Below are 25,182 nucleotides of genomic sequence, written 5' to 3'. Positions count from 1 at the left end.
TCACTTCTTTTAAGTGTGACGCATTGATGGTGCGCGCTTAGCTATAAAAGCCGGGCGCTCCGTCCGTGGCGAGGAACCGCCGAGTCGTGCCCTCCAGGGCGACGGCCGTCAGCACGCCGCTGTCGAAGGCGCCGGTGTCTATGCCAAGACGGTTGCGCCGTGCTTCCGGTTTCGCGGTGATGGTGTGGCCGTGGACGACGAAGGCGCCGAAGTCGGCGTCACTGTTCAGGAAGGGCCGCCGAATCCACCGCATCTCCTTGGGGTCCTGCTCCTCCAGCGGCACGCCCGGACGCAGCCCGGCGTGAACGAACAGGTATCCGCCCACCCGGTGCGTGTCGCGCAATCCGGCCAGGAACGCCCGGTGCTCTGCCGGCAGAACCGTCCGCAGCCGCGTCACCCCGCCCACCGGATCACCCCCCATGGCTTCGCCAGCCTCGTCCATGTAGGCGCGGACCGTCGCCAGGCCCCCATTCATCAGCCACAAGGGCCCCTCGCCCTCCGGGTCCGCCAGCGCCTTGACCATCATGTCCTCGTGGTTGCCGCCCAGGCAGATGCGCTGCCAGCCGCGCGGCGGCGGCGCCAGCAGGCGGTCGATGACGGCGGGGCTGTCGGGGCCGCGGTCCACATAGTCGCCCAGGTACACCAGTTGGACGCGATCCGCCGGCCGTCTCGCCAGATCGGCACGAATGCGCGCGTGCAGGTCGTCCAGAAGGTCGACGCGGCCGTGCACGTCGCCGACGGCGTAAACGCGCAGGCCTTCGGGCACGGCTGGCTTGGCGGAACCGGAGAACAGGCTCATGGGCTGGACATGGGAGGGGACAGGCCCGCCGCAAGTCCCCGTCGGTGTTAGGCACTTCTGCATCTGCCGCAGCCCCGCGGACGTAGTGGCTGCAGACGCCGCCGCCCGGCGGCCCGTGGCACGCTATCTGGAAAGGAGAGAAAGACCATGGCGGACAACAAGGTCCTGCTTATCACCGGCGCCTCCAGCGGTATCGGCGCCGCCACGGCCCGCGCGGCGGCAGCCGAGGGCTGGTCGCTGGCGCTGGCCGCGCGCTCGACCGACAAGCTGGCCGCGCTGGTCGACGAGATCGGTGCCGAGCGCGCCCTGGCCATTCCCTGCGACGTCACCGATTTCGAGGACCAGCGGCGCATGGTCGATGCCGCGCTGGACCGGTTCGGCCGGCTGGACGCCGTGTTCGCCAACGCCGGCACCGGCGGTCAGCCCGGCGGGTTCTCCGGCGCGCCGGTGGACAGCTGGCGCAAGATGGTGGACGTCAACATCATGGGCGTGGCCTACACCCTGCGCGCCAGCCTGGAGCACCTGAAGGAGTCGCGCGGCCATTTGATCATCACGGGCTCCATCGCCGGACGCCGGACGCTTCCCGGCTCCATGTACTCGGCGACCAAGTGGGCCGTGTCGGCCATCGGCTACGGCGTGCGGGAAGAGGTCAAGGGATCGGGCATGCGGGTCACGCTGCTGGAGCCGGGCATGGTGGACACGCCCTTTTTCGACGAGCCCAAGCCGGACGCCCTGCGGCCCGAGGACGTGGCCCGCAGCGTCGTTTTCGCCCTGTCGCAGCCGCCGGGGGTGGACCTGCACGAACTGGTCGTCCTGCCCACCCCGCCGACGGAAGGCTGAGGCCCTACTGGTCGACGTCGACGATCTCGCCGGAGACGGCGTCGACCTCCACCTCGACAACCTCGCCCTCGGCCGTCAGCACCTCGATCTCGTAGACCCAGCCGCTCGGGCTGTCGTCCTCTTCTTCCATCTCGGCCTCGATGACCGTGCCGGGATGGGCCCCGGCGATGCCGTCGATCGCCTTGGCCATGGGCATCACCTGGTTCGTTGTGATGAACTCCAGCGTCTCATCCGCATCGGCGGCGGCGGCCGGCACGGCGGCGGCAGCCAGCAGCCCGGCGGCGGCGGCCAGCGTGACGGAAAGGGGCGTGCGCATGAGCGTCCTCCTGTAATCATTGCGTCGGGTTCGGACACCAACGCCGCAGCCATGCACGGGGATCAGCCGGCCAGAACCGCCGCCAGTCGCTCCAGCCCGACCGCCAGGTCGCGGCGCGTGCGGGCGGCGGTCAGGCTGACGCGCACCGCCGCCGGCCGCTCGCGCCCGACCGCGAACACCGGCGCCGGCACCACCTCCACCCCCACTGCCCGCGCCCGCTCCGCCACATCGGCGGGATCGTCCGACACCGCCAGCCACTGATGCGGAGCCGGCGCCAGGGTGCGCCCGAGGATGCGCTCGGCCAGCCGCCGGCGTTCGGCGATTTCCGCGCGCTGCCACGCCTGGCGCCGCGCCGCCGTCCCGTCCTCGATCCAGCGGCAGGCGACGGAAAGCATCAGGGGGCTGGCCGGCCAACTCGTGGCATGGACCTCGGCGCGCACCGGCTCCAGCAGGCGCGGCGGCCCGGCGATGCACCCGAACCGCAGGCCGGGCGCGGCGACCTTGGCAAGCCCCGTCACCACCACGCCATGCGCCGGCAAAAGAGCCGCCAGTGGCGGCGTGTCTGTCAGCCCGCCGTAGACGTCGTCCTCCACCACCGTCACGCCATGACGCTGCGCGACCTCTGCCACCGACGCGCGGCGCTCCGGCCCCATGGTGGCGGCGGTCGGGTTCTGCAGCACCGGCACCAGCACCGCCACCCGGGACGCCGTCTGCCGACAGGCGGCCTCCAGCCCCTCGGGCGTGATGCCCTCCCCGTCCATGGGCAGGGGGTGCAGTTTCAGCCGCAATTGCCGCGCCAGCGCCTTCATGCCTGGGAAGGTCGAGGCCTCCACCAGCACCGTCTCCCCCGGCCCGGCCAGCGCCAGCAGCACCGCCAGCAACCCCTGCTGAGCCCCGGCGCAGGGGACGACGTCGCCGGGCCGTACCGGCAGCCCCCGCCCTGCAAGCCAGTGCGCCCCGGCGGCGGCGGCGCGGCGCAGAAGCGCCGGTGGATGATAGGCCGTCAGCGCCGCCGCCTCTCCATCCGCCAGCAGCGCCGCCAGGGCGTCGGCCAGGGCGGTGTCCTCGGGATCGGTGGCGGGCACGTTGGTGGACAGGTCGACCACATGGGCCGCCCCGCCTTCTCCCGGGCCGGGCGCCTTCAGGGCGAACAGCGCCGCCTCGGCGCTGTCGGCCAGCACATACGTTCCCCGCCCCACCTCGCCCGAAACCAAATGACGGCGGGCCGCCTCGCGGTAGGCCTGGGTGATGGTGGAGGTGTTCACGCCCAGGCGCCAAGCGAGGTCGCGGTGGGTGGGCAGGCGGTCGCCGGGCTTGAGATCGCCGGCCGCAACGGCCGCGGCGATGGCTTCCACCAGGGCCAGGTACTTGACCCGGTTGCGGCCCGCCAGGTCGGGTGTCCAGCTCTCCACCGGCTGCGTCATATCTTGTCACCCGGACAATGTTTAGATTGACCCACACAATAGCCGCACCGCAGGCTGAGGACCAGCATTCAACAGTCTTCGGAGAGTGTTCCCATGCGTCCGCTGTTCACCCTGGATGCCTTGCGCGCCGCCGCCGATCTGGTTCACGCGGTGATCCCGCCGACGCCGCAGATTGCATGGCCTCTGCTGTCAAAGCGTCTGGGTGCGGAGGTGTGGGTCAAACACGAGAACCACACCCCTGTGGGCGCCTTCAAGGTGCGCGGCGGACTGGTTTACGTCGATCATCTGGCCAAGCTGCCGGCTGCGGAGCGCCCGGCGGGAGTCATCAGTGCGACCCGCGGCAACCACGGCCAGAGCCTGGCCTTCGCCGGCGCGCGGGCGGGCCTGCCGGTGACCATCGTGGTGCCCGAAGGCAACAGCCCGGGCAAGAACGCCGCCATGCGCGCCCTGGGGGCGGAACTGGTGGAGGCCGGCGCCGACTTCGACGCCGCCAAGGCCGAGGCGGTGGCGCTGGCCGACGCGCGCGGCCTGACCATGGTGCCGCCCTTTGCCGAGCCGCTGGTCCGCGGCGTGGCGACCTATGCGCTGGAACTGTTCACCGCCGCCCCGGACCTGGATGCGGTGTATGTGCCGGTGGGCTGCGGCTCGGGCCTGTGCGGGATGATCCAGGCGCGCGACCTGCTGGGCCTGCGCACCGAGATCATCGCCGTGACGGCTGCCGGCGCTCCGGGCTTCGCGCGCTCCTTCGCCGCCGGAAGGCCGGTGACGGGCGCCCCGGCCGACACCATGGCCGACGGCCTGGCCGTGCGCGGCGCCATCCCTGAGGCCCTGGCGATCGCGACGGCCGGGGCGGCCCGGGTGGTTGAGGTGACGGATGCCGAGATCGAAGCCGCCATGCGCCTCCTGTTCGAGGCGACACACAACGTGGCCGAAGGCGCCGGAGCTGCGGCCCTGGCGGCACTGGCGCGCGAGCGCTCGACCATGGCGGGCCGCCGGGTCGCCGTGGTGCTGACCGGCGGCAACGTCGACCGCGATGTCTATGCCGCCGTGCTGGGCGCCACGGATGGGTCCGAAAGCGTTGCGGCTTGATGCTTTCTTGACGAGGGCGGCGCCGTGCTGCTAGGGAAGGCCGTTCCGTCGCGGTGTCGATCGACGGATCGCCTTCCTTTGGAACAGCCGGTATAGCTCAGCTGGTAGAGCACCTGATTTGTAATCAGGGGGTCGCGGGTTCGAACCCTGCTGCCGGCACCATCCTCTTTCCGCGGCTTTGCGGCCGGTGCTTCCGTCTTGACAGCGGGCAATCCTGGACCCGGTTCAAGCACCAGTTCAAGCACGGCAGTAGGGCGTCATCGACCCCGCTTCGCTGCGCCATCGGGTTCCGTGACGTCCAGCACGACGACAGCCAGCCGCAACCGCTGCTCATCCGTCAGCCGCGCACGCGGCGCCAGGGCGGTCGCCCCCTCACTGAGGACGGTGACCTGATCGGCAATGCACTGAAGTACCTGTGCGGCTGGAAGGCGCGTGGGGAGCAGAACGGATGTTGCCCTATCAGGACCCACCGCGCGTCATCCAGTCGCTAAGGCCAAGGACGATCAGAAAGCCCACCCACATCACCGCCGCTACGGCGAACAGGCGGAGCATCGGCGTGGCCTCCCGGAGGTGCATGAACACCCACAGGATGAGGATCGTCTTCGCAACGGCGATGGACAGGTTGGCGACGACGTTTCCCCATCCCAGGTCCACCATCGCAACGGCCAGTGTCAGGCCCAGCAGCCCCATGAGGCCGCCGTAGACCTTGACGATCAGACGGCGCTCCTGCCGCGCCTGCCGGTCGCTCAGTCCGTCCGCCATGACTCACCTCCCGACCAGGTAGAGCGCCGGGTAGAGAAACACCCAGACGATATCGACGAAGTGCCAGTAGAGGCCCAGGGATTCCACCGAAATGCGGCGCTCGGGCAGGCGCGTCGTCCCGCGGCGCACCCGGAAGGCCAGCAGCAGAACCGCGCCCACGCCGATGATCAGGTGAACGGCGTGCAGTCCGGTCGCGGTGAAGTAGATGTTGAAGAACAACTCCACCGCCCGGTCGTCCGAAGGAAACGCCGGCCCGATTCCCGGTATCAGGCCCTCGCGGTATTCCTTGGCGTATTCATAGGCCTTGATCCCCAGGAATGCGCCGCCGAGCGCCGCCGTCGCCGCCAGCAGCGCGGCGGTGCGGCCTGAGCGTCCACGCCGCGCCTCGACCACCGCAAGGGCGATCGTCATGGAACTGGTCAGCAGCACCGCCGTGTTGAGGCCCCCGATCCACAGGTTCAGGTGGTGCGCGCCTTCGCGCACGGCGTCCGGCAGCGTGCTGCGGTAGACGATGACGGCCATGAACAGCGCGCCGAACATCATCACCTCGGTGGCGATGAACAGCCACAGGCCAAGAAGGTCGGCCCGGCGCTCCTGCCCGGCGCTGGTGAAATGGTGGCCGTGCGGCGGCTGGTGGTCCAGGCTATCGTCCATCGCGGGCCCCCTGGTCTTCCGGCCGCGGATAGTCGTAGGCCTCCCAGGTGACGTGGGGCGTGTCCTTGAACGGCTCGGTCGGAGGCGGCGACGGGATCATCCACTCCAGCCCGAAAGCGTCCCACGGATTGGCAGGCGCGCGCGGCCCCCGCCACAGCGAGCGGACGAAGTAGAAGAACGGCATGATGTAGCCGACCGCCAGCAGCGCCACCCCCAGGGTGGAGATCTGGTTCAGCGTCTCCAACTCCGGCCAATAGGTCTGATAGCGGCGCGGCTGGCCAATGTAGCCGGCCAGGAATTGCGGGAAGAAGGTGACGTTGAAGCCCAGGAAGGCGATCACCGCCGACCAGCGGCCCAGAACCTCGGGATACATGCGGCCGGTGATCTTGGGCCACCAGAAGTGCAGCGCCGCCATGTAGGCCATGACGCTCGCGCCGACCATGATGTAATGGAAGTGGGCGACAACGAAGTACGTGTCGTGGACATGCACGTCCAGCGCCAGGGTCGCCAGGAACAGTCCTGTCAGCCCGCCGACCACGAACAGCCCGATGAACGCCATGGCGTAGAGCAGCGGCACGCCGATGGTCACCTGGCCTTTGTAGAGCGTCGCCGTCCAGTTGTAGACCTTGATGGCCGACGGCACCGCCACCAGGAAGCTCATGGCCGAGAACATCATGCTGGCGTAGACCGACTGGCCCGCCACGAACATGTGGTGGCCCCACACCAGGAACCCGATCGCCGCGATGGCGATGGAGGAGAACGCCACGTAGGCATAGCCGAAGACGCGCTTGTGCGCGAACGCGGTGATGACCTCGCTCATGACGCCCATGCTCGGCAGGATCATGATGTAGACGGCGGGATGGCTGTAGAACCAGAACAGGTGCTGGAACAAAAGCGGATCGCCGCCCAGCGCCGGGTCGAACACACCGATGCCCAGCACCCGCTCCGCCGTTACCAGCAACAGCGTCATGGCGAGGACCGGCGTCGCCAGGATCATGACGATGCTGGTGGCGTAGTGAGACCATACGAACAATGGCAGCCGCATCCAGGTCATGCCCGGCGCGCGCAGCTTGTGCACGGTAACGATTATGTTCAGCCCGGTGAAGATGGTGGAAAAGCCGGCGATGAACACGCCCAGGATCGTCAGCGCCACATAGCTGTTGGAGAACATGGATGAATACGGTGTGTAGAACGTCCACCCCGTATCCACGCCGCCGAGCAGAAGGGCGATGAAGGTGAGCAGCCCGCCGCCCATGAACACCCACCAGCTCGCCAGGTTCAGCCGGGGAAATGCCAGGTCGTTGGCGCCGATCATGGTGGGGATCAGGAAGTTGCCGAACACCGCGGGGATCGACGGGATCAGGAAGAACCACACCATCAGCACCCCGTGCAGCGAGAAGGCACGGTTGTAGACGTCGGGCGTCACCAGGTCGGCCTCGGCGGTGAACAGCTCCAGCCGGATCAGCCCCGCCGCCAGCGCGCCCAGGAAGAAGAACACCGTGATCGAGATCAGGTAGAGCACCCCGATCCGCTTGTGGTCCGTGGAAAACAGCCACGATCGCAGGCTGTATGCGGCGCGGATGTAGTCCGGCGCGTCCCGCGTGTAGATGGCGTTCATCGGCCTTCCCCCTGTTCACGGCCTCCGGTGGGCAACGCCTGGATGTAGGCGATCAGGTCGAGTATCTGCGCCTCGTCCAGCTGCTGACGGAAGCTCGGCATGATGGGATCGAAGCCGGCCACCACATGCGCGTTGGGCCGCAGGATGGCGGTCCGCAGGTAGTTGTCGTCGGCCTCCACCGATCCGCCGCCGGCCAGCGGCACCGCCGATCCATACAGGCCGTCCAGCAGCGGCGCCTCGACGGGCGCGTCCTCGGCGTGGCAGCCCCGGCAGCCGGCTTCCGTGAACAGGCGCCGCCCGCGCTCCACCGGCGCCACCGCGTCCGGCGCCTCCTCCACCCAGGCGTCATAGGCCTCCCGCTCCATGACCACGAGCGAGCCGCCCATGCGCGAATGCAGGGTGCCGCAGTACTCCGCGCAGGTCAGATGGAAGGTGCCGGTCTCGGTGGCAACGAACCGAAGCTTGGTGTAGCGGTGCGGCAGGACGTCCTGCTTGATGCGCAGCGCCGGCAGGTACATGGAGTGAATCACGTCCTGGCTGATCATGTTCAGCACGACCGGCACGCCGACCGGCACGTTCAACTGGTTGATCTGGCGCTTGCCGTTGGGATGCTGGGTCTTCCACATCCACTGCTTCCCGATCACCTCGATCCGCAGGGCGTTCTCCATCTCGTCGTGCATGTCGAAGTAGGCGCGCGCGGCCTGATAGAAAAAGACCATCATGACGACGAGCGGCACCAACGCCCACGTCGCCTCCAGCCACGGCAGGCTGCGCGGACGCCCCATCCGGTCGGCCTTGGAGCCGCGGCGGTACTTGAAGGCGAAGAAGGCCATCAGCACGAAGATGGGCGCGACGAACAGCACCATGACGAACGAGAAGGCCACCATGATGGTGTCCACCGTCGCCGCGTGATCGGAAATCTGGTCGGGCCAGAACGGCAGGGTGTCGATCCAGTCGAACCGCATCACGGCGCCCCCTCCGGCCAGCCCTGCTCGGCCAGCATCTCCATGGCGTCGTCAATCGGGATGCGCGCTGCGGTGCGGTCTTCGTCAAGCCATGCGGCGGTGGTCAGGATCTTGCGGACGTGCGCGCGCAATTCTTCCAGGTCCATCTGCGGATTTTCCTGCAGCGGCGGCTGAATCTGCCCCTGGCGGACCAGCGGCGGGCGTTGCGGAAAGACGTCGGCCGCGCCCTCGAACTGAAGCCTGAGCAGCGCCAGCGCGCCCCCGACCACCAGGATCATCACCGACAGGATGACCGCCGACCAGACGGCGACGCGGATGCTGACGTCGGTCCGCTCGTAATCGCGATGCTCAGCCATGATGCGCCTCCATCGCCTCGCGGCGGGGCGCCGGGTGACGCGCCCGCAGGATGAGCCAGACCCCGCCCCACAGCCCGCCGGCGCCCGCCAGGGCCGCCACCGCCAGCGCCGCCGTCAGGCCGCCGGCCGGATGCAGGGGCACCACCCACCAGAACGCCTCCATGATCCGGACCGCGACGAACCAGCCGCCGATCATGGCCAGCCACGCCGCGTTCCGGCGCACGCGGCTCCACAGCAGCAGCACGAAGGGCACCGCCCCGCCCAGCACGGCCATCACCGTCACCAGCGCGTGCCACACCGGCCCGGCGCGGTCCAGGTAGATGTCGATGTGCCCCGGCAGGTCGCCCGACCAGACGATCAGCCACTGCATGTACTCATGGTACAGCCACAGCATGACGGCCCCGAGCAGCATGTTGCCGATGCCGCGCACCTCCGGCGCCTGCCCGAGGCTCCACGCCCGGCCGAGCGACGTGGCGCACAGAAAGCCCAGCGCTCCGACCATGAGGTGCGACAGGAAGATCAGCCCGAAGATGGACGAGTAGGCCTTGGGCTGAAGCGCGATGACCCAGTCGATGCCGGCCAGGGACGCCGTGACCGCCCACAGGATCAAGCCGGCCGAGGCCATCGCCGGCCGAGGCGCCGCCGCATCCACCGGACGGCCGATGCGCACCGCCACGTGCGCCAGCACCCACCACGTCACAAGGTACACGGCCCCGCGCGCCAGCAGCGCCCCCTCGCGCAGCCAGGGATGCGTCTCGTGCCCGCCGGCCCCGTGCACCAGCGGATGCAGCGCGCCGGATGCCAGGACGACGGGCAGCAGGAACAACAGCACCAGCGGCATCGTCGCCACCGCCGCCTCCATGTCGCGGCCAAGCTGGAGGCCCCAGCGCCCCTTGTGAAGGTGCCATGTCAGCAGCAGCGGCAGCGCCCCCAGCGGCACCACCATCACCGCCAGCACCGCCGCCAGCCACGCCGCGAGCGCCGTTCGCGGGGCGAAGGTGGCGGCGACCAGAACCACCACCACGCCGATGGTGCCGATCCCGAGAAGGAGGGTGATGAAGCGCCGCGCCGTCATGGGCCGTCCTCCCCGTCCGTTGGCGACGCGGGCGCCGCCGCCGGCTTGACGTCCGGCGGCAAGCGGTCGGCCTTCACCCGCTGCGACAACTGCAACGCCTTGATGTATGCGGCGATGGCCCAGCGGTCGGCCGGCTCGACGCGGGTGGCGTAGGAGTACATGTCTCCCACGCCCTGCGTGATGACCTGGACGAAGTAGCGGGCCGGCCGGGCGCGCAGGCGGTCGGTATGGTAGCTCGGCGGGTCGGGAAAGCCGCGCCGCGCAATCATGCCGTCGCCATATCCGGCCGCCCCGTGGCAGGGCGCGCAGTAGATGTCGAACCGCTCCCGGCCGCGTTGCAGAAGGGCCGGCGTCAGGGGCGGACGCTCGTCAAGCGCCGCCCGGCGCTCCAGGTCGCCAAGGGCGATGGTGCCGGGCTGCGGCTTCTGGTTGACGATGCCGTCGGGGAACAGGTCCGCGGTCTCGTAGACCTCGTACTTCGGCTGCTCGTTCATTTCCTGCTCGCACGCCGCCACGAGCAGGATTGCGAGGATGAGAAGGCCGAGGCGCGTCATGCCGGCACCTCCCGCACCAGGGCCGGTGCCGGATCGAGCCCCTCAAGGAAATCGCGGGCCCGCGCCGGGTCGAAGTGCGGATCATCGGCCAGCAGGACCAGGAAGAAGCCGTCCTGCGTCGCACGATCGAACGCCTCCACCTCGAACAACGGATGATGCAGGCGCGGAAGGCGGTTGAGGGCCAGCATTCCGATGACCGCCGTCAGGGCCGCCAGCAGCACCGTGAACTCGAAGGCCGGCAGGCCGTAGGCGGTCCATGCCTCCAGCGGCAGCCCGCCCACGGGCGTCGGGTAATACATCACGTCGATGTACCACAGCAGCCCCAGCGCGAAGACAAGGCCGAAGGCTCCCGCGCCGGTGACCATCCAGGGCAGCCGCCGTTCCTTCAGCCCAAGCACCTCGGTCAGGTCATCGACGGGGAACGGCGTGTGGCAGTCCAGCCGCGTGAAGCCGCCCGCCACCGCCCGCCGGGCCGCCAGCACCAGGTCGTCGGCGCGGTCGTAGCAGGCGAGCACGCCGTAGAGGCCGTCCCGCGCCGGCTCCCGGTTCGTCGGCTCGGCGGCGCGCGGGGCCGGTTCGGGCGCCGGGCGCTTGGCCGGACGCTCCTCGAACAGCACCTCCTTGACCTCCGAGATCGCAACCATCGGCAGGAAGCGGATGAACAGCACGAAGGCGAACAGGAAGAAGCCGATCGTGCCGAGGAACAGCAGCCACTCCGTCCACGGCGCCGAGTAGGTGCCCCACGACGACGGCAGGTAGTCGCGGAAAAGGCCCGAGATGATAAGCATGTAGCGCTCCAGCCACATGCCGACGGTCACCGACAGGCAGACCAGGAACAGCACCACCGGGCGGGTGCGCCACCGCCGCCGCCAGAGCATCTGGATCGGCGCGAAGTTGAGGATCACCGCGCCCCAGTAGATGGGCGCGAACGGCCCGATCAGGCGGTCGCGCAGGGTGTCGACCTCGAACTGATGGCCGGAGGTCCAGGCGGTCAGGGCCTCGAACAGGTAGCCGTAGGCGGTCATCAGGCCGATCGCCAGCATGAACTTGGCCAGAAGGTCCAGGTGGCGCGGCGTCACCAGGTCGTAAAGCTTGAACCAGGCGCGCAGCGTCACGGCGATCATTCCGACCACGGCGAACCCGGAGAACAGCGCGCCCATCACGAAATACGGCGGGTAGATCGTCGTGTGCCAGCCGGGCACGGGGCCGGCGGCGAACAGCAGCGACACGCCCGAATGCACCGACACCACAAGCGGCATGGCAAGCGCGGCCAGCATCACGTAGGCGCGGCGCCACCGCACCCAGTGCATGGCCGATCCCCGCCACCCGAGCGCCGCGAGGCCCAGGGCGACCCGCCAGAACCGGCCCTTCGCCTTGTCGCGCACGCTCGCCAGGTCGGGAATGAGGCCCACGTACCAGAACAGCAGCGACACCGTGAAGTATGTCGAGATCGCCATGACGTCCCAGAACAGCGGGCTGCGGAACTGCGGCCAGACCTCGAAGGGCGTCGGATAGGGCAGCATCCAGTAGAAGAACTGCGGCCGCCCCAGGTGGATGATCGGGTACATGGCCGCGCAGATCACGGCGAAGATGGTCATGGCCTCGGCGAAGCGGTTCAGCGAGTTCCGCCAATCCTGCCCGAGCAGCAGCAGCATCGCCGAGATGAACGTCCCGGCGTGCCCGATGCCGATCCACCACACCACGTTGACGATCGCCAGGCCCCAGTTCACCGGAATGTTGACGCCCCAGACGCCGACCCCCTGGATGAACAGGTGCACAAGCGTCGCCGGCAGAAAAAGGAACAGCGCGCCCGAGACCAGGAACGCCGTCCACCAGCGCCGGCGCGTCGGCAGGTCGAGCAGGATGCTCGCGACCCGGTCGCCGACGCCGCGATAGGTGGTGCCGCGTGGATAGATGGAGTTGCCCGGCATCAGGCCTCCTCGTCCGTGTCCTCGACCACCAGCGCGCGGTACCCGGTGCGCGGGCGGGTATTGGTCTCGGCCAGCAGGGCATAGCTGCGGCGGTCGTCCTTGGCGCGTGCGATGCGCGACGCTGGGTCGTTCTGGTCGCCGAAAACGATCGCCTGCGTCGGGCAGGCGGTCTGGCAGGCCGTCTGTACCTCGCCGTCGGCGATGCGGCGGTCCTCCTTCTTCGCCTCGCGCCGGGCGGCGGAAATGCGCTGGACGCAGTAGGTGCACTTTTCCATGACGCCGCGCGCGCGCACCGTCACGTCCGGGTTCCGCACGGCCTCCTCGCCCGGTGCCGCCGGCTGGGAATAGTCGAACCAATTGAAGCGGCGCACCTTGTAGGGGCAATAACTGGAGCACGTGCGGGTGCCGATGCATCGGTTGTAGATCATCTGGTTCAGCCCCTCGGGACCGTGGACCGTGGCGCGGACGGGGCACCCGATCTCGCAGGGGGCGTGCTCGCAGTGCATGCAGGGAACCGGCTGGAAGTGGATTTTCGGCCGGTCCAGGTCGCCCTCGAAATAGCGGTCGACCCTGATCCAGTGCATCTCGCGGCCCATGCGCACCTGCTCGGGCCCGACCACCGGGATGTTGTTCTCGGCCACGCAGCCGACGACGCAGGCATTGCAGCCGATGCAGGTGTCCAGATCGATGGACATGGCCCAGGCGTAGGGCTCCGCGCCGGGTTTCTCGTAGTCGAAGATGCGCCCGTGCAACGTTTCGTGATGCGCCTCCCCGCCCCCGGCTTCGGCCTGCGCCGCGCCGTGGCCGGCAACCTCCGCCGCCGGCATCGCGCGGATCAGGTCGCGGCCTTCCATGCTGCCGTGCATCTGCGTGTCGGCGAGTTCCCGGGTTTCGTCCAGCACCTCCAGCGTCGCGCCGAGCAGCACGTCGCCGCCGGCCGGGCGCAGCGGATTGACGTCGGTGCCGCCCATCTCCGCCAGCCGGCCGATGACGTGGCGGCCCTGGCCGACGTGCAGCGTCACCGTCTCCGCCGCCTGTCCGGGGACGATCCAGACCGGGATGCGGACGGCGCGCCCCTCGGCCGTGATCTCGACCAACCGGCCGTTGCTCAGGCCAAGACGCTCCGCCAGCGCCGGACTGACCAGCGCGGCATTGCCCCACGTCAGCTTGGTGATGGGCTTGGGCAGCTCCTGCAGCCATCCGACATTGGCGTATCGGCCGTCCCACACCGCCGGGTCGGGGCCGAAGACGACCTCCAGCGCGCGCTCCTCCGCCGGTTCCGGCAGCGTCGCGGGCGGCGCGTCGACGGACGGGGGAGGCACGTTTTCGGCGGCCGTGCCCTCCACGTAGCCGTCGTGCAGCGCCCGCTCCCACCGCGCCTCGCCGTCGTCGAGGCCCAGCGGCGCCCGCCACGTGCGCCGCACCGCGTGCCGGGCCGTCCGCCCCGGCCGGCCGAGCCACGCCTCCAGCATGGCGTGGACCTCGATCCCGCCATAGAGCGGGCGCGTCACCGGCTGCTGGATGCAGGCGGTGCCGTCGGTGGCGCGGCCGTCCGACCAGGTCTCCAGCGCATGCGCCAGCGGCAGGTGCAGCGACGAGCGCCGCGCCGTCGCGTCGGCATAGGTCCCGAGGTGAATGGAGGTCGGCACCGCCGCCAGCGCCCCGGCGAAATCCAGAACACCGGGCGCGGCGAAGACCGGGTCGAGGTCGAGGATCACCAGAGTGCCGACCGTCCCGCCCCGCATGGCGTCGACCAGGTCCGGCAGTCCGCCGTCAGCCGGTGGCGCGATCGGCTCCAGGGTCTGGAGCGTCGTGCCGAGCGCCCCGATCCTCTCGTTGGCGGCCAGCACCAGCGCCTGAACCTCGGCCGGGGCGTGGGCTCCGACGGTCAGCACGGCGCGACCGGCGTGGCGCTCAAGCAGCGCCGCCACCTTCCCGGCCCAGGCGGCGTCCTCGGGCGGCAGCGACGCGGGCGGGGCGTCCACGCCGAGGTCCGCCGCGATCGCCGCCGCCAGATGGGGAACGCGGTGGCTCGGCACGACATGGCGGTCCGCCGCCTTGGCCCCGGTAAGCGTCGGCGTGCTCTCGGCGACGTACAGCCGGTTGAGGTCGCCGGTCTCGTGCCCGCGCCGACGCCGCTCCGCCCAGTCCGGCGCATGGTCCAGTTGCATCAGTCCCGCGCCGAGCAGATCGTCTTCCAGGCTCACCACCACGTCGGCCTCGCCCAGGCGGACCCGCGTCTCCAGCGGCCGGCCGAACGCCATTTCGGCAGCCCGCAGACGCGGCCCGACCTCGTCGACCGGCTCCCACACGTGGTGGCGCAGGCCCGGCAGGCGCTGCTTCAATTCCTCGATCTGCCGCAACAGGGTCGGCGACGTCGTGCGGCCGGTGAGCAGGCGAACGGCCTCGCCGTTCTCCAGCCCCTGGATGACGTTGAGCGCCTGCGACCGTGCCGCGGCGGTGGAGACGGGGTTTCCGTTCCGCAGCGCGGTGGCGGAGCGGTCGGGATCGTAGAGCCGCAGCACCTCCGCCTGGGTGAACGGATCAAGCGCCCGCGTCGCGGCGGGGTGCCTGTGGTTGCCGTCCAGCCGAGTGGGCCGCCCCTCGTGCGTCTCGATCACCACCGGCCGGGCATAGCCCTGGAAGGGGATCATGCTGGCGTAGAAGCGCGGCACGCCCGGAACCATCGCCTCCGGCTGCTCAACCCAGGGCACCACGTCCTCGGGCAGGTAGACGTCGCAGGCGCTCAGCCCGCCCAGCAGGAACGACGCCGCCATGGTCCGCAGGACCGTGCGGCGGGCGTGCGGCTGGTCGAGCAACTGCGCGGCGGCGGGGAATTCGGCGTCCAGCCACGTGCGGAAGGCCGGCTCGTCGGCCGCCTCCTCCAGCCCCTTCCAGAGGCGCGGCCCGCGGGCATCGGCCAGTCGCCGCCGCAGGGCCGGAATGTCGGGCGTGTTGCCGTGGCAGGCTTTCTCGGCCATCCGTCACCTGTGGCAAATATAACAGTGGGTCAGGTCGTCGGTGTCGATGCCGTAGCGTTCGACCAGCCTTTCGCCCAGCGCCCGGCGGTCCGGCGGCGGCGTCCAGTCCATGTCGAAGACGGCCTCGCGCGGCCGCAGCCGGGGCGCCGGATCATCGTGGCAGTCGATGCAAAAGCGCATCCGCAGGTTTTCCGCCTGCCGCGTGAGCGGCATCTCGTCCACGTTGCCGTGGCACTCGACGCAGCCGACGCCGGAACTGACATGGATGGAGTGGTCGAAGTAGGCGAAGTCCGGCAGGTTGTGGACACGCGCCCAGTGGATCGGCGTCCTTTCGGCCCAACTCTGCCGCACCGGCGCAAGCAGGTCGGCGTCCGTCCAGAGCTGGGAATGGCAGGTCATGCAGGTTTCCGTCGGCGGCAGCCCGGCCGACGCGCTCACTTCGACGGCGGCGTGGCAGTAACGGCAGTCGATCCCCAGACCCCCGACGTGATGCCGGTGGCTGAAGGGGACGGGCTGCACCGGCGCAATATTCTCACGCGTCGTGACGTTGGACGCCGCACCAGCGACGAGAAGGCCGACACCCGCAACGAGCGCCACCGCCGCGAGCAGCATGATGACACGCAACCATGTGTCGGCGCTCTTGCGGAAGATCCTGGACATGACGAGAGTTTGTTTCCCGAAAGACTATCAGGAACAACGCGCTGCAGCCGCTGACAGTTCTCCATCCGGCGGGCGGTCAGGATACCGGAAGCGGCTCCGTCCCGGCGGCCGGGTCCATTGTATCCGTCAGGCGGGCCCAGAATGCCTCGATGTCCGGCCCCAGCGGATCGCGAAGGCGGAAGACCCGGACGTCCAGCGGAATGTGCCATGCCTCGCCGAGAACCGGCACCAGCCGCCCCGCCTCCACATCCGGCGCCACAAGGCTGAGGGGAAGCCACGCCATGCCGTGCCCGTCCAGAACCATCGACCGCAGAACGACCGACAGATGCGAGGTGAACCGGCAGCGCAGGGGCGGCCTACGGGTTGCCTCGGCCAAGCAGCGCTCCACCGCGCGCCCCAGGCCCGAAACGTCGGAATAGGCGAGATACGGAATGCCCTCGGACGGCCCCGGCTCGGCCAGCGGCGGATAATCCCCCTGGTCCTGGGGGCGCGCCAGGGGGACAAGCTTGTCGCGTCCGACCTTGCGGCTGTCGAACTGCTGGCCGTTCAGGCGTAGCGGCGCGGCGGGATCGGAATGGCAGAGCAGGAAATGGCACAGGCCCTGCGTCAGCAGCCCCTCGCACGCCAGCATGGTGTCGCTGTCCAGGCGGATCGGGAAAGGGTGCTGCGCGTCCTCGAGCGCCCGAATCCACCCGGGAAAGAACGTCAGCGACAGGCTGTGCGTGGCGGCGAAGTGCAGTGTCACGGAATCGCCGGCCGCGGCGGTGCGCACCTGCTCCCGCGCCCGTACCAACTGGCGCAGCACGGCCTCGGCCACGGGCAGCAGCGCCCGGCCGGCAGCGGTGGGGCGGATGGGCTGGCGCGTGCGGTCGAACAGCGGCGCGCCGGCCCAGGTCTCCAACGCCTGGATGTGGCGGCTGAAGGCGGGCTGCGTCACGTTCCGCGCGGCCGCCGCCCGGGAAAAGTTGCCGGTCTCGCAAAGGACCACGAAGTCTTCGAGCCAGCCGCTTTCCATATACGCTCCGCCCCTGTCAGCACCACGACGAGACATTACGCCTTCCGGCGTAAATGCCGTTTTCGCATTTCTTGATGCGATCTTGGCATTCGATATGACGCCGGTCCAGACAGTAGAGTCCTCCGGTCAAGAATTGCTCGCGGCGGGTAAACGCCGGGGCGCGAACAAGGAGGACACGATGGAAACGTTCCGCACGCTGATGGGAGCCGCAGGGCTGGCCGTCGCCCTTGCCGCCGCCGGCCCGGCGGTGGCCGAGTACCCGGAAAAACCCGTCACCTACATCATTCCGTTCGGCCCGGGCGGCGAGTCGGACATTACGGCGCGCATGCAGCAGGAATTCTGGCCCAAGCACGCCAACGACGAAGAGGTCGTGATCCAGTACAAGCCCGGCGGCGGCGGCAGCCAGGCCTGGTCGCAGCTCAACAGCATGGCGTCCGACGGCTACACGATCATGGGCGCCAACGTGCCCCACACCATCCTGCAGCCGATGATCGCCGATTCCGGCTACCAGACCGACGACGTCAACGTGGTGCACTATTTCCACTACACCCCCGACGCCGTCGTGGTGCCCAAGGACAGCGAGTTCCAGACGCTGCAGGACCTGATCGACCACGCCAAGGAGAACCCGGGTGCGGTGACCTTCGCCGGGTCGGGCTCGAACTCCGCCAACCACCTGATGCAGCAGCAACTCGACAAGCTGGCCGGCATCACCACCACCTACGTGCCGTTCAAGGGCACGGGCGCGGCCGTCCAGGCCATCATGGGCAACCAGACGACCGCCGGCGCCACCTACTCCACCGTCGGCGTCAACTATCCCGAAACCCGCGTGCTGGCCGTGGCGGCCGAGGAACGCCTGCCCAGCCTGCCCGACGTGCCCACCTTCCAGGAACTGGGGCTGGATTGGGTCGGCGGCGCCTATCGCGGCGTGGCCGTGCCCGCCGGCGTCTCCGAGGACATCAAGCAGCAGGTCTCGGACATCGTGTCCGACATCAACGCCGACCCGGCGTTCCGCCAGAAGATGGAAGACGGCGGCTTCGTGCTGACGGCCATCGACCTGGAGAAGATGCCGGCGTTCCTGGAGGAACAGAAGGCCAAGTACCGCGGTATCGCCGAGGAAATGGGGCTGGTCGAGCCGCAGACGGCCGGAAGCGAGTAAGAGCATCACGGAACGGCAACCGGGACGGTCCTCGTCATGGACAGGCTGCAATATCTTTTCGACGCGCTGACGCCGTTGAACATCGCCCTGGCATGGGCGGGCGTGATCGCGGGGACCGTGATCGGCGCCCTGCCCGGCCTGTCCGCCACCATGGCGGTGGCCGTCCTGGTGCCCATCACCTTTTCGATGGACCCGGCGTCCGGCCTTATCATGCTGGGCGCCATCTATACGGGCGCCATCTATGGCGGCGCCTTCGCCGCGATCCTCGTGAACACGCCCGGCACGCCGTCGGCCATCGCCACCACCTTCGACGGCTTCCCCATGGCCAAGCGCGGCGACGGCGACCTTGCGGTGACGCTGGCCGCCATCGCCTCGGTCTGCGGCGGTCTGGTGGGTGCCCTGGCGCTGCTGCTGCTCGCCCCGCCATTGGCGCGCGTGGCCCTGGCGTTCGGGCCGGTGGAATATTTCTGGCTCGCCATGCTGGGCCTGACGCTCATCGCCGCGCTGTCGGAGGGCGACCTGCTCAAGGGCCTGATGGGGGCCTGCTTCGGGCTGCTGCTGTCCATGATCGGCGTGGCCGTAGTGGGCGGCGACGTGCGGTTCACCCTGGGCATGCCGCAGCTGCTGGGCGGGGTGGAAATCGTCTCGGCGCTGATCGGCCTCTACTGCATCCCCGTGCTGATCGACATGGTGAGCACGCCCAAGGCCCACCTGAAGGTCAGCACCACGCCGCGCGGCTTCCGTCTGGGCGAGGCGCTGGGCCTGGCCTGGCGGCACAAGGTCAACCTGGGCCGGTCATCGGTGATCGGCACGCTGGTGGGCATCCTGCCGGGCGCGGGCGGATCAATCGCCGGGCTGGTGGCCTACAGCGAGTCCCGCCGCACGTCCAAGCGCTCCCGCCACTTCGGCACCGGCGAGCCCGAGGGCATCATGGCGACGGAAAGCGCCAACAACGCCACCGTCGGCGGCGGCTTCATTCCGACGCTGGTGCTGGGCATCCCCGGCACGCCGCCCGACGCGGTGATCCTGGGCGCGCTGCTGGTTCAGGGCATCCGTACCGGGCCCAGCCTGTTCACCGATCAGGCGTCGATATCCTTCACCTTCATCTACGGACTGCTGATCGCCACCGTGCTCATGCTGCCGACGGGGCTTCTGATCGGCCGCTATGCCTACAAGTCCATCATCAGCCTGCCCAAGGCGGTGCTGGTGCCGACCATCGCCTTCATGACCGTCATCGGCAGCTACGCCATCCAGAACAGCGCCGTCGACACGGTCATCATGTTCACCCTGGGCGTCGTGGGGTGGGTGCTGGCGCGCTTCGGCTTCAAGCCCTCCCCCATCGTGCTGGGGCTGGTGCTGGGCCAGATCGCCGAGCAGGGCTTCGTGCAGGGCTGGCTGATCGGGTCCGCCACCAATGACCTGGTGGGCATGTACTTCGGCCGGCCGCTGTCCATCGGCATCATTGCCTTCATCGTGCTGTCGCTGTTCTACCCGCTGATCGCGCCACGCCTGAAGCCCCGCCGCCCCGCACCGAACGCCCCCGAGACGTCGTCACGCAAGGGAGCCGCCAATGCCGACTGAGCGCACGCGCCCCCCCCACGACATCGGCGGCATCGTCTGCGGCCTCTTGTTCATCGGCCTGGGCGTCTGGGTCATCACCGAGACCGCCGGCATGAGCCGCCTGGGCGCCGTCTTCCCCCGCTCCATCGCCGGCGCGCTGATCGTCTTCTCGACCATCATGGTGGTGGTGCGGCTGATCCGCCCGCGCGGGCACGAAACGCCGGACCCCGGATCGACCCCGCGCCGCCTGGGATTCATCGGCGTCATGACCGCCTGGGTGCTGCTGCTGAACGTGGTCGGCTTTTTCACCACCAGCCTTCTGTGCTTCCTGGGGCTGATGCTGGTCGCCCACCACGGCCGCTGGACGCCCGGCCTCGCCGCCGCGCTGGTGCTCGCCGGCGTGGTGATCGTCACCGCCTTCCAGGTGCTGTTCACGGAAGCGCTCAACGTCCCCCTTCCCACCGGCCTTGTGTTCTGAGGACCCATGAAGATCATCGACATCCGCGAGACGACGGCCTCCATCGCCTCCCCCATCGCCAACGCCTACATCGACTTCAGCAAGATGACGTGCAGCGTCGTCGCGGTGGTCACCGACGTCATCCGCGACGGCCGGCCCGTCGTCGGCTACGGCTTCAACTCCAACGGCCGCTACGCGCAAGGCTGCCTGCTGCGCGAGCGCTTCATCCCGCGCGTGCTGGAGGCCGATCCCGACAGCCTGATCGACCCGGCGCACGACAATCTCGACCCCCACGCCATCTGGCGCGCCATGATGACCAACGAGAAGCCGGGCGGCCATGGCGAGCGCTCCGTCGCCGTCGGGGTGATCGACATGGCGGTGTGGGATGCCGTCGCCAAGATCGCGGAACAACCCCTCTATCGCCTGCTGGCGGAGCGCTACGGCACCGGCGCGCCCGATGACCGCGTCTGGGTCTACGCCGCCGGCGGCTACTACCATCCCGGCAAGGGACTGGAGCCGTTGAAGGACGAGTTGAAGGGCTACCTCGACCTCGGCTACCACACGGTCAAGATGAAGATCGGCGCCGTGCCGCTGGCCGAGGACATGAAACGGGTGGAGGCCGCGTTGTCGGTGGTCGACCACGACGGCTCGCGCCTGTGCGTCGACGCCAACGGCCGCTTCGACACCGAAACCGCGCTGGCCTACGCCGATGCCCTCGCGCCCTATGGCCTGCACTGGTACGAGGAAGCCGGCGACCCCCTGGACTACGCCCTGCAGGCCGAGGTGTCGGCCCGCTACCCGCACGCCATGGCGACCGGCGAGAACCTGTTTTCCATGCAGGACGCCCGAAACCTCATCCGCCACGGCGGCATGAACCCGGACCGGGACTGGCTTCAGTTCGACTGTGCCCTGTCCTACGGGCTGGTGGAGTACCTGCGCACGCTGGAAATGCTGAAGGAACACGGCTGGTCGACCCGCCGAGTGGTACCCCACGGCGGGCATCAACTGTCGCTCAACATCGCCGCCGGGCTTCACCTGGGCGGCAACGAAAGCTATCCCCACGTCTTCCAGCCCTTCGGCGGCTTCGCCGACGGCACGCCGGTAGAGGACGGATACGTAGGATTGCCCGAGGTGCCGGGAATCGGCTTCGAGGCCAAGTCGGCGCTTTACGCCGTCATGAAGCCGCTGGGCGAATAAAACCGGACGACGCTTGAAGACGGACATTCGTCGTCCGGCAAGGCCGACTGGCCGCCGCGCCTTATGGCGCGTGAGGCTGCATGCCCACTGAACGCAGCGTCGATGATTTCAATCAGCGACGCGTATATGAGAGAGGAGAAAGCAGGATGGCCGAGTACAACATCGCCGTCATCGCCGGCGACGGCATCGGCACCGAAGTGGTGCCCGAGGGCATCCGCGCGCTGGAAGCCGTAGGCCGCAAGTTCGACATCACCTTCCGGTGGGACGAAAAGGACTGGAGTTGCGAACGCTGGAAGAAGACCGGCCGCATGATGCCGGAAGATGCGCTGGAGGGCATCGCCGGCCATGACGCCATCTTCCTGGGCGCCGTCGGCTGGCCGGGGGTGCCGGATCATGTGTCGCTGTGGGGGCTGCTCATCCCCATCCGCCGCGTCTTCCGCCAGTACATCAACCTGCGCCCGGTGCGCCTGTTCGAGGGCGTGCGCTCGCCGCTGGCCGACCGGAAGCCGGGCGACATCGACTTCATGATCGTGCGCGAGAACAACGAGGGCGAATACTCCGAGATCGGCGGCCGCCTGAACGCCGGCACGGCGGAGGAAGTGGTGGTGCAGGAAAGCATCTTCACCCGCAAGGGCGTCGACCGGGTGCTGCGCTACGCCTTCGACCTCGCGCAGTCGCGCGGAAAGAAGCACCTGACCAGCGCCACCAAGTCCAACGGCATCATCCACACCATGCCCTTCTGGGACGAGCGCTTCCAGGCCATGGCGGCGGAGTACCCCGATATCCGCACCGACCAGTACCACATCGACATCCTGACCGCGCATTTCGTGCAGCACCCGGACTGGTTCGACGTGGTGGTGGGGTCGAACCTGTTCGGCGACATTCTGTCCGACCTGGGGCCGGCGGCCACGGGCACCATCGGCATCGCCCCATCGGCCAACCTGAACCCGGAGCGGGAGCACCCCAGCATGTTCGAACCCGTGCACGGGTCCGCGCCGGACATCGCCGGCCAGGGCATCGCCAACCCCATCGGCCAGATCTGGTCGGGCGCCATGATGCTCGACCACCTGGGCCACGCGAACGCCGCCCGCGCCATCGTCACCGCCATTGAGCGCCTGCTGGCCGACGGCGGCCCGCGCACCCGCGACATGGGCGGCACAGCCAGCACCCGTGAGGTGGGCATGGCCCTGGCGGACCTGGTGTGACGGCAGGCGACGCATGACCGTGTGCAGATGCCCACCCGGTAACGCCGATTGCGCCGCAGACGCCGGAACCGGCGCGTCATCTGCCCGGTCGCCAACTTATTCGCCTGCCGACCCCAGCATGTTCCACCGGACTGCCATCAAGTGCCCGCACATCAGGCGCTTGCCCCGCAACCGGACCCGATACGACCCGCGGCATACCAAGATGGCACCACGCGGCGTGATACAAACCCCGAAACCCGGCTGGTGGATATGCCAGAGAACCTGTAGCTTTCCATCCGGCTTCCAGCCCTCGATGACAGCCTTTGAGAGCTTTAAGTGGGCCTGCGGCTCCTGGTTGTTGATGCGCAATCAGTACGTTGCAAACCACCACTTATTCAGCATCATTCAAGCACGGAGGCTGAATGTGAAACCGTCCGGCAATCGCCTTCACAGGCGCGCACCGGCTTGTAAACACCTCCCCAACCCAGCGATTCAGCACGGTTTACGTGGGAGGAACCAGCGACCACGGACGCACCAAGATGGCGCATAACCTGATTCGTTATCAGGGGGTCGCGGGTCCGAACCCTGCTGCTGGCGCCAGCCCGCGTGATCCGCGCAACCGCTGGCCGCCCGCATGTGAACGCCGCCCGGTCGGTGCCCTGGCAGCGTGACCGGAGCCAGGAGACGCAGCAGCATGTCCATGTCCGATACGGGGCCGCGGCAAGCGGCCTTCCCCCTCGACGGCCGCCGCATCTGGGTCGCCGGGCACGGCGGCATGGTCGGACGCGCGCTCGTGCGGCGGCTGGCCGAGGAAGACTGCGAAGTCCTTGTGACGCCCCGCCCCGCCCTGGACCTCAGCCGTCAGGCGGACGTGGAGGACTGGATGGCGCAGGCCCGGCCCGACGGGGTGATCGTCGCCGCCGCCAGGGTGGGCGGCATTCACGCCAACGCTGCATATCCGGCGGACTTCATCCAGCAGAACCTGAGCATTTCCGCCAACATCATCCACGCCGCCCATCTCAGCGGCGTGCGCAAACTGCTTTATCTTGGCTCGTCCTGCGTCTACCCGCGGCTGGCGCCTCAGCCGATCGACGAGGGCGCCCTGCTGAGCGGGGCGCTGGAGCCGACCAACCAGTGGTACGCCGTCGCCAAGATCGCCGGTATCAAGATGTGCCAGGCCTACCGCCGTCAGCACGGGCGCGACTTCATAGCCGTCATGCCGACCAACCTCTATGGCCCCGGCGACAACTACGACCCGCTGACGTCGCATGTGCCCGCTGCACTGATCCGGCGTTTTCACGAGGCGAAGGTTGACGGCAGGTCCCGGGCGGTGGTCTGGGGGACGGGCCGGCCCCGGCGCGAGTTCCTGTACGTCGACGATCTGGCCGATGCTTGCGTGTTCGCGCTGAAGCACTGGTCGTCGGAAGACCTTCTCAACGTCGGCACCGGCCAAGACATGAGCATCGCGCATTTTGCCGCCGAGGTGGCGGCGGTGGTGGGATTCGGCGGAGAAATCGTGTTCGATCCGCAGCGCCCGGACGGTGCACCGCGCAAGGTGCTGGACGTCACGCGGCTCCGCCGCGCCGGTTGGCGCGCCAGGACGCCGCTGGAAGACGGACTGCGGGCGACATATGCCGATTTCCTCGCGGGAGGCGGCCGGTACGGCGGTTGAGCGCGGCTCGACGTCGCCCCATCCCGGCTCCTGATGTCAATGCGCCAGCAGCACCGGCAGTCCCGCCCCGCGCAGAACGTGGCGGGTGGCTCCACCGACGACCAGTTCCCGCAGGCGGGAGTGGGTGGAGCCGCCCATAACGAGAAGGTCGGCGTCGTGCTCCTTGCAGGCTCGCAGAAGCGACGCCCCCGCCCCGTCCAGCCGGGCGACGCGGGCGGTCCTGCACGGCACCCCGTGCCAGGCCATGAACTCTTCCGCCGGGGCCGTGTCGCCGCCTGAACCGGTATCCGGATCGACGACGCGGACGACCGTCACGCTCTCCGCCGCCCCCAGGATGGGCAGCGCGGCGGAAAGCGCCCGCATGGCCTCGGGGCTGTCGTTCCAGCCGACGACGACGTGCCGCCCCACCGTTTCCGGCGGTGCCTCGGGCGCCAGAAGAACGGGCCGCGCCGCCGCCGTCAGCACGGTCTGGAAGGAGCCGGTGACTGCCGGGTCGGCCCGGCCGCGGCCACGGCCAAGCACCACCAGATCGGCCGTACGTGCCCGCGCCGCCAACACCTGGCCGGCGGCGCCGGACGCGATGACGAAGCGGGCGGAGGCGCCCTCCGGCCCCGGAGGCCCCTCGCCTTCCGCAAGGCCGGCGGTGCCGCGCATCTGGTTGAAGAGGTCGCGGGCGGCCTGTGCCTGCTCCTCTTCCGCCTTGGCGGCGTCGCGCCGGAAGGCTTCCACGGTGGTCCCCGCCAGCCCGGCGTCCTGCAAGTGCTGCAGGTTCACGGGTTCCGGCCGCGCGTGAAGGGCCTGAACGTGCGCCTTCTGGGCCGCCGCGATCAGGAACGCGGTCTTCAGCGGTGCCCGCGCCGTCTCGGCGGAGTCGACACCGACGACGATATGCCGAATGCCAAGCATGTCCTTCATCC

General features: G+C 69.1%; 23 protein-coding genes and 1 tRNA gene. 9 read left to right on the top strand and 15 right to left on the bottom strand.

What is annotated here, in order from left to right; translation table 11 throughout:
* Positions 1-37: 37 nt before the first annotated feature.
* Positions 38-799, bottom strand: a complete 762-nt coding sequence (locus C882_RS12740) for a metallophosphoesterase family protein (protein ID WP_009541026.1) — start codon at positions 797-799, stop codon at positions 38-40.
* Positions 800-946: 147 nt separating this feature from the next.
* Between C882_RS12740 and C882_RS12735 the strand changes: the two genes are divergently transcribed.
* A complete protein-coding gene (locus tag C882_RS12735) occupies positions 947-1,639 on the top strand; it encodes an SDR family oxidoreductase (RefSeq protein ID WP_009541025.1) in 693 nt (230 codons plus the stop codon).
* 4 nt (positions 1,640-1,643) lie between these two features.
* On the opposite strand, the gene C882_RS23280 is transcribed toward C882_RS12735, so the two are convergent.
* Both C882_RS23280 and C882_RS12725 read right to left on the bottom strand, forming a co-directional pair.
* Positions 1,644-1,955, bottom strand: a complete 312-nt coding sequence (locus tag C882_RS23280; protein WP_009541024.1) for a PepSY domain-containing protein — start codon at positions 1,953-1,955, stop codon at positions 1,644-1,646.
* 62 nt (positions 1,956-2,017) lie between these two features.
* Positions 2,018-3,379, bottom strand: coding sequence for an aminotransferase-like domain-containing protein (locus C882_RS12725; protein ID WP_009541023.1), 1,362 nt, complete (start codon positions 3,377-3,379; stop codon positions 2,018-2,020).
* Positions 3,380-3,472: 93 nt separating this feature from the next.
* On the opposite strand from C882_RS12725, the gene C882_RS12720 reads away from it, so the two are divergent.
* Both C882_RS12720 and C882_RS12715 read left to right on the top strand, forming a co-directional pair.
* Complete coding sequence (locus C882_RS12720) at positions 3,473-4,468, top strand: threonine dehydratase (protein ID WP_009541022.1); 996 nt, start codon at positions 3,473-3,475, stop codon at positions 4,466-4,468.
* A gap of 86 nt (positions 4,469-4,554) precedes the next feature.
* Positions 4,555-4,630, top strand: a tRNA-Thr gene (locus C882_RS12715).
* A 297-nt stretch (positions 4,631-4,927) separates the two neighbouring features.
* Here the strand turns inward: C882_RS12715 and C882_RS12710 are convergent.
* The 11 genes from C882_RS12710 to C882_RS12660 all read right to left on the bottom strand — a co-directional run bounded on the left by C882_RS12710 (position 4,928) and on the right by C882_RS12660 (position 17,039).
* Entirely contained in the window at positions 4,928-5,230 is a 303-nt protein-coding gene (locus tag C882_RS12710) for a cytochrome C oxidase subunit IV family protein (protein WP_009541021.1), read from the bottom strand.
* 3 nt (positions 5,231-5,233) lie between these two features.
* On the bottom strand, positions 5,234-5,884 hold the full coding sequence (locus C882_RS12705; protein ID WP_009541020.1) for a cytochrome c oxidase subunit 3: 651 nt from the start codon (positions 5,882-5,884) through the stop codon (positions 5,234-5,236).
* The gene (locus C882_RS12700; RefSeq protein WP_009541019.1) at positions 5,874-7,502 is read right to left on the bottom strand and encodes a cytochrome c oxidase subunit I; all 1,629 of its coding nucleotides are present in this window, start codon (positions 7,500-7,502) and stop codon (positions 5,874-5,876) included. The genes C882_RS12705 and C882_RS12700 overlap by 11 nt, the downstream gene beginning before the upstream one ends.
* Positions 7,499-8,467: a cytochrome c oxidase subunit II gene (coxB, locus tag C882_RS12695; RefSeq protein ID WP_009541018.1), complete on the bottom strand. Its 969-nt coding sequence runs from the start codon at positions 8,465-8,467 to the stop codon at positions 7,499-7,501. The genes C882_RS12700 and coxB overlap by 4 nt, the downstream gene beginning before the upstream one ends.
* Positions 8,467-8,823 carry a hypothetical protein gene (locus tag C882_RS12690; protein WP_009541017.1) on the bottom strand — a complete coding sequence of 119 codons (357 nt, stop codon included), beginning with the start codon at positions 8,821-8,823 and terminating at the stop codon, positions 8,467-8,469. The genes coxB and C882_RS12690 overlap by 1 nt, the downstream gene beginning before the upstream one ends.
* Positions 8,816-9,898 carry a hypothetical protein gene (locus C882_RS12685; protein WP_009541016.1) on the bottom strand — a complete coding sequence of 361 codons (1,083 nt, stop codon included), beginning with the start codon at positions 9,896-9,898 and terminating at the stop codon, positions 8,816-8,818. The genes C882_RS12690 and C882_RS12685 overlap by 8 nt, the downstream gene beginning before the upstream one ends.
* On the bottom strand, positions 9,895-10,452 hold the full coding sequence (locus C882_RS12680) for a c-type cytochrome (protein ID WP_009541015.1): 558 nt from the start codon (positions 10,450-10,452) through the stop codon (positions 9,895-9,897). Before C882_RS12680 ends, C882_RS12685 begins: the two co-directional genes overlap by 4 nt.
* On the bottom strand, positions 10,449-12,383 hold the full coding sequence (locus tag C882_RS12675; protein ID WP_009541014.1) for a quinol:electron acceptor oxidoreductase subunit ActD: 1,935 nt from the start codon (positions 12,381-12,383) through the stop codon (positions 10,449-10,451). Before C882_RS12675 ends, C882_RS12680 begins: the two co-directional genes overlap by 4 nt.
* Positions 12,383-15,364, bottom strand: a complete 2,982-nt coding sequence (locus C882_RS12670) for a TAT-variant-translocated molybdopterin oxidoreductase (protein ID WP_009541013.1) — start codon at positions 15,362-15,364, stop codon at positions 12,383-12,385. Before C882_RS12670 ends, C882_RS12675 begins: the two co-directional genes overlap by 1 nt.
* A gap of 3 nt (positions 15,365-15,367) precedes the next feature.
* Positions 15,368-16,024, bottom strand: a complete 657-nt coding sequence (locus tag C882_RS12665; protein ID WP_043645395.1) for a cytochrome c3 family protein — start codon at positions 16,022-16,024, stop codon at positions 15,368-15,370.
* A 76-nt stretch (positions 16,025-16,100) separates the two neighbouring features.
* A complete protein-coding gene (locus C882_RS12660) occupies positions 16,101-17,039 on the bottom strand; it encodes a LysR family transcriptional regulator (RefSeq protein ID WP_009541010.1) in 939 nt (312 codons plus the stop codon).
* A gap of 178 nt (positions 17,040-17,217) precedes the next feature.
* Here C882_RS12660 and C882_RS12655 point away from each other — a divergent pair, with 178 nt between their 5' ends.
* The 6 genes from C882_RS12655 (at position 17,218) to C882_RS12630 (ending at position 24,265) form a co-directional block, all read left to right on the top strand.
* Positions 17,218-18,195 carry a tripartite tricarboxylate transporter substrate binding protein gene (locus C882_RS12655; RefSeq protein WP_009541008.1) on the top strand — a complete coding sequence of 326 codons (978 nt, stop codon included), beginning with the start codon at positions 17,218-17,220 and terminating at the stop codon, positions 18,193-18,195.
* A gap of 36 nt (positions 18,196-18,231) precedes the next feature.
* Complete coding sequence (locus tag C882_RS12650; protein WP_009541007.1) at positions 18,232-19,776, top strand: tripartite tricarboxylate transporter permease; 1,545 nt, start codon at positions 18,232-18,234, stop codon at positions 19,774-19,776.
* Positions 19,766-20,233: a tripartite tricarboxylate transporter TctB family protein gene (locus C882_RS12645; protein WP_009541006.1), complete on the top strand. Its 468-nt coding sequence runs from the start codon at positions 19,766-19,768 to the stop codon at positions 20,231-20,233. Before C882_RS12650 ends, C882_RS12645 begins: the two co-directional genes overlap by 11 nt.
* A gap of 6 nt (positions 20,234-20,239) precedes the next feature.
* Positions 20,240-21,409, top strand: a complete 1,170-nt coding sequence (locus C882_RS12640) for a mandelate racemase/muconate lactonizing enzyme family protein (protein ID WP_009541005.1) — start codon at positions 20,240-20,242, stop codon at positions 21,407-21,409.
* 146 nt (positions 21,410-21,555) lie between these two features.
* Positions 21,556-22,614, top strand: coding sequence for a tartrate dehydrogenase (locus C882_RS12635; RefSeq protein ID WP_009541004.1), 1,059 nt, complete (start codon positions 21,556-21,558; stop codon positions 22,612-22,614).
* 673 nt (positions 22,615-23,287) lie between these two features.
* On the top strand, positions 23,288-24,265 hold the full coding sequence (locus tag C882_RS12630) for a GDP-L-fucose synthase family protein (RefSeq protein ID WP_009541003.1): 978 nt from the start codon (positions 23,288-23,290) through the stop codon (positions 24,263-24,265).
* Positions 24,266-24,301: 36 nt separating this feature from the next.
* Here the strand turns inward: C882_RS12630 and C882_RS12625 are convergent, their stop codons facing one another.
* Positions 24,302-25,171, bottom strand: coding sequence for a universal stress protein (locus C882_RS12625; RefSeq protein WP_009541002.1), 870 nt, complete (start codon positions 25,169-25,171; stop codon positions 24,302-24,304).
* Positions 25,172-25,182 lie beyond the last annotated feature (11 nt).

It is taken from the genome of Caenispirillum salinarum AK4, assembly GCF_000315795.1.
Lineage (GTDB): Bacteria > Pseudomonadota > Alphaproteobacteria > Rhodospirillales > Rhodospirillaceae > Caenispirillum > Caenispirillum salinarum.
This window is presented reverse-complemented; position numbering and strand designations above follow the sequence as displayed.

Bases quoted from the DNA above. Each gene is read 5' to 3' on its own strand.
- C882_RS12740 (WP_009541026.1), bottom strand. From the start codon at position 799: ATGAGCCTGTTCTCCGGTTCCGCCAAGCCAGCCGTGCCCGAAGGCCTG.
- C882_RS12735 (WP_009541025.1), top strand. From the start codon at position 947: ATGGCGGACAACAAGGTCCTGCTTATCACCGGCGCCTCCAGCGGTATC.
- C882_RS23280 (WP_009541024.1), bottom strand. From the start codon at position 1,955: ATGCGCACGCCCCTTTCCGTCACGCTGGCCGCCGCCGCCGGGCTGCTG.
- C882_RS12725 (WP_009541023.1), bottom strand. From the start codon at position 3,379: ATGACGCAGCCGGTGGAGAGCTGGACACCCGACCTGGCGGGCCGCAAC.
- C882_RS12720 (WP_009541022.1), top strand. From the start codon at position 3,473: ATGCGTCCGCTGTTCACCCTGGATGCCTTGCGCGCCGCCGCCGATCTG.
- C882_RS12710 (WP_009541021.1), bottom strand. From the start codon at position 5,230: ATGGCGGACGGACTGAGCGACCGGCAGGCGCGGCAGGAGCGCCGTCTG.
- C882_RS12705 (WP_009541020.1), bottom strand. From the start codon at position 5,884: ATGGACGATAGCCTGGACCACCAGCCGCCGCACGGCCACCATTTCACC.
- C882_RS12700 (WP_009541019.1), bottom strand. From the start codon at position 7,502: ATGAACGCCATCTACACGCGGGACGCGCCGGACTACATCCGCGCCGCA.
- coxB (WP_009541018.1), bottom strand. From the start codon at position 8,467: ATGCGGTTCGACTGGATCGACACCCTGCCGTTCTGGCCCGACCAGATT.
- C882_RS12690 (WP_009541017.1), bottom strand. From the start codon at position 8,823: ATGGCTGAGCATCGCGATTACGAGCGGACCGACGTCAGCATCCGCGTC.
- C882_RS12685 (WP_009541016.1), bottom strand. From the start codon at position 9,898: ATGACGGCGCGGCGCTTCATCACCCTCCTTCTCGGGATCGGCACCATC.
- C882_RS12680 (WP_009541015.1), bottom strand. From the start codon at position 10,452: ATGACGCGCCTCGGCCTTCTCATCCTCGCAATCCTGCTCGTGGCGGCG.
- C882_RS12675 (WP_009541014.1), bottom strand. From the start codon at position 12,383: ATGCCGGGCAACTCCATCTATCCACGCGGCACCACCTATCGCGGCGTC.
- C882_RS12670 (WP_009541013.1), bottom strand. From the start codon at position 15,364: ATGGCCGAGAAAGCCTGCCACGGCAACACGCCCGACATTCCGGCCCTG.
- C882_RS12665 (WP_043645395.1), bottom strand. From the start codon at position 16,024: ATGTCCAGGATCTTCCGCAAGAGCGCCGACACATGGTTGCGTGTCATC.
- C882_RS12660 (WP_009541010.1), bottom strand. From the start codon at position 17,039: ATGGAAAGCGGCTGGCTCGAAGACTTCGTGGTCCTTTGCGAGACCGGC.
- C882_RS12655 (WP_009541008.1), top strand. From the start codon at position 17,218: ATGGAAACGTTCCGCACGCTGATGGGAGCCGCAGGGCTGGCCGTCGCC.
- C882_RS12650 (WP_009541007.1), top strand. From the start codon at position 18,232: ATGGACAGGCTGCAATATCTTTTCGACGCGCTGACGCCGTTGAACATC.
- C882_RS12645 (WP_009541006.1), top strand. From the start codon at position 19,766: ATGCCGACTGAGCGCACGCGCCCCCCCCACGACATCGGCGGCATCGTC.
- C882_RS12640 (WP_009541005.1), top strand. From the start codon at position 20,240: ATGAAGATCATCGACATCCGCGAGACGACGGCCTCCATCGCCTCCCCC.
- C882_RS12635 (WP_009541004.1), top strand. From the start codon at position 21,556: ATGGCCGAGTACAACATCGCCGTCATCGCCGGCGACGGCATCGGCACC.
- C882_RS12630 (WP_009541003.1), top strand. From the start codon at position 23,288: ATGTCCATGTCCGATACGGGGCCGCGGCAAGCGGCCTTCCCCCTCGAC.
- C882_RS12625 (WP_009541002.1), bottom strand. From the start codon at position 25,171: ATGCTTGGCATTCGGCATATCGTCGTCGGTGTCGACTCCGCCGAGACG.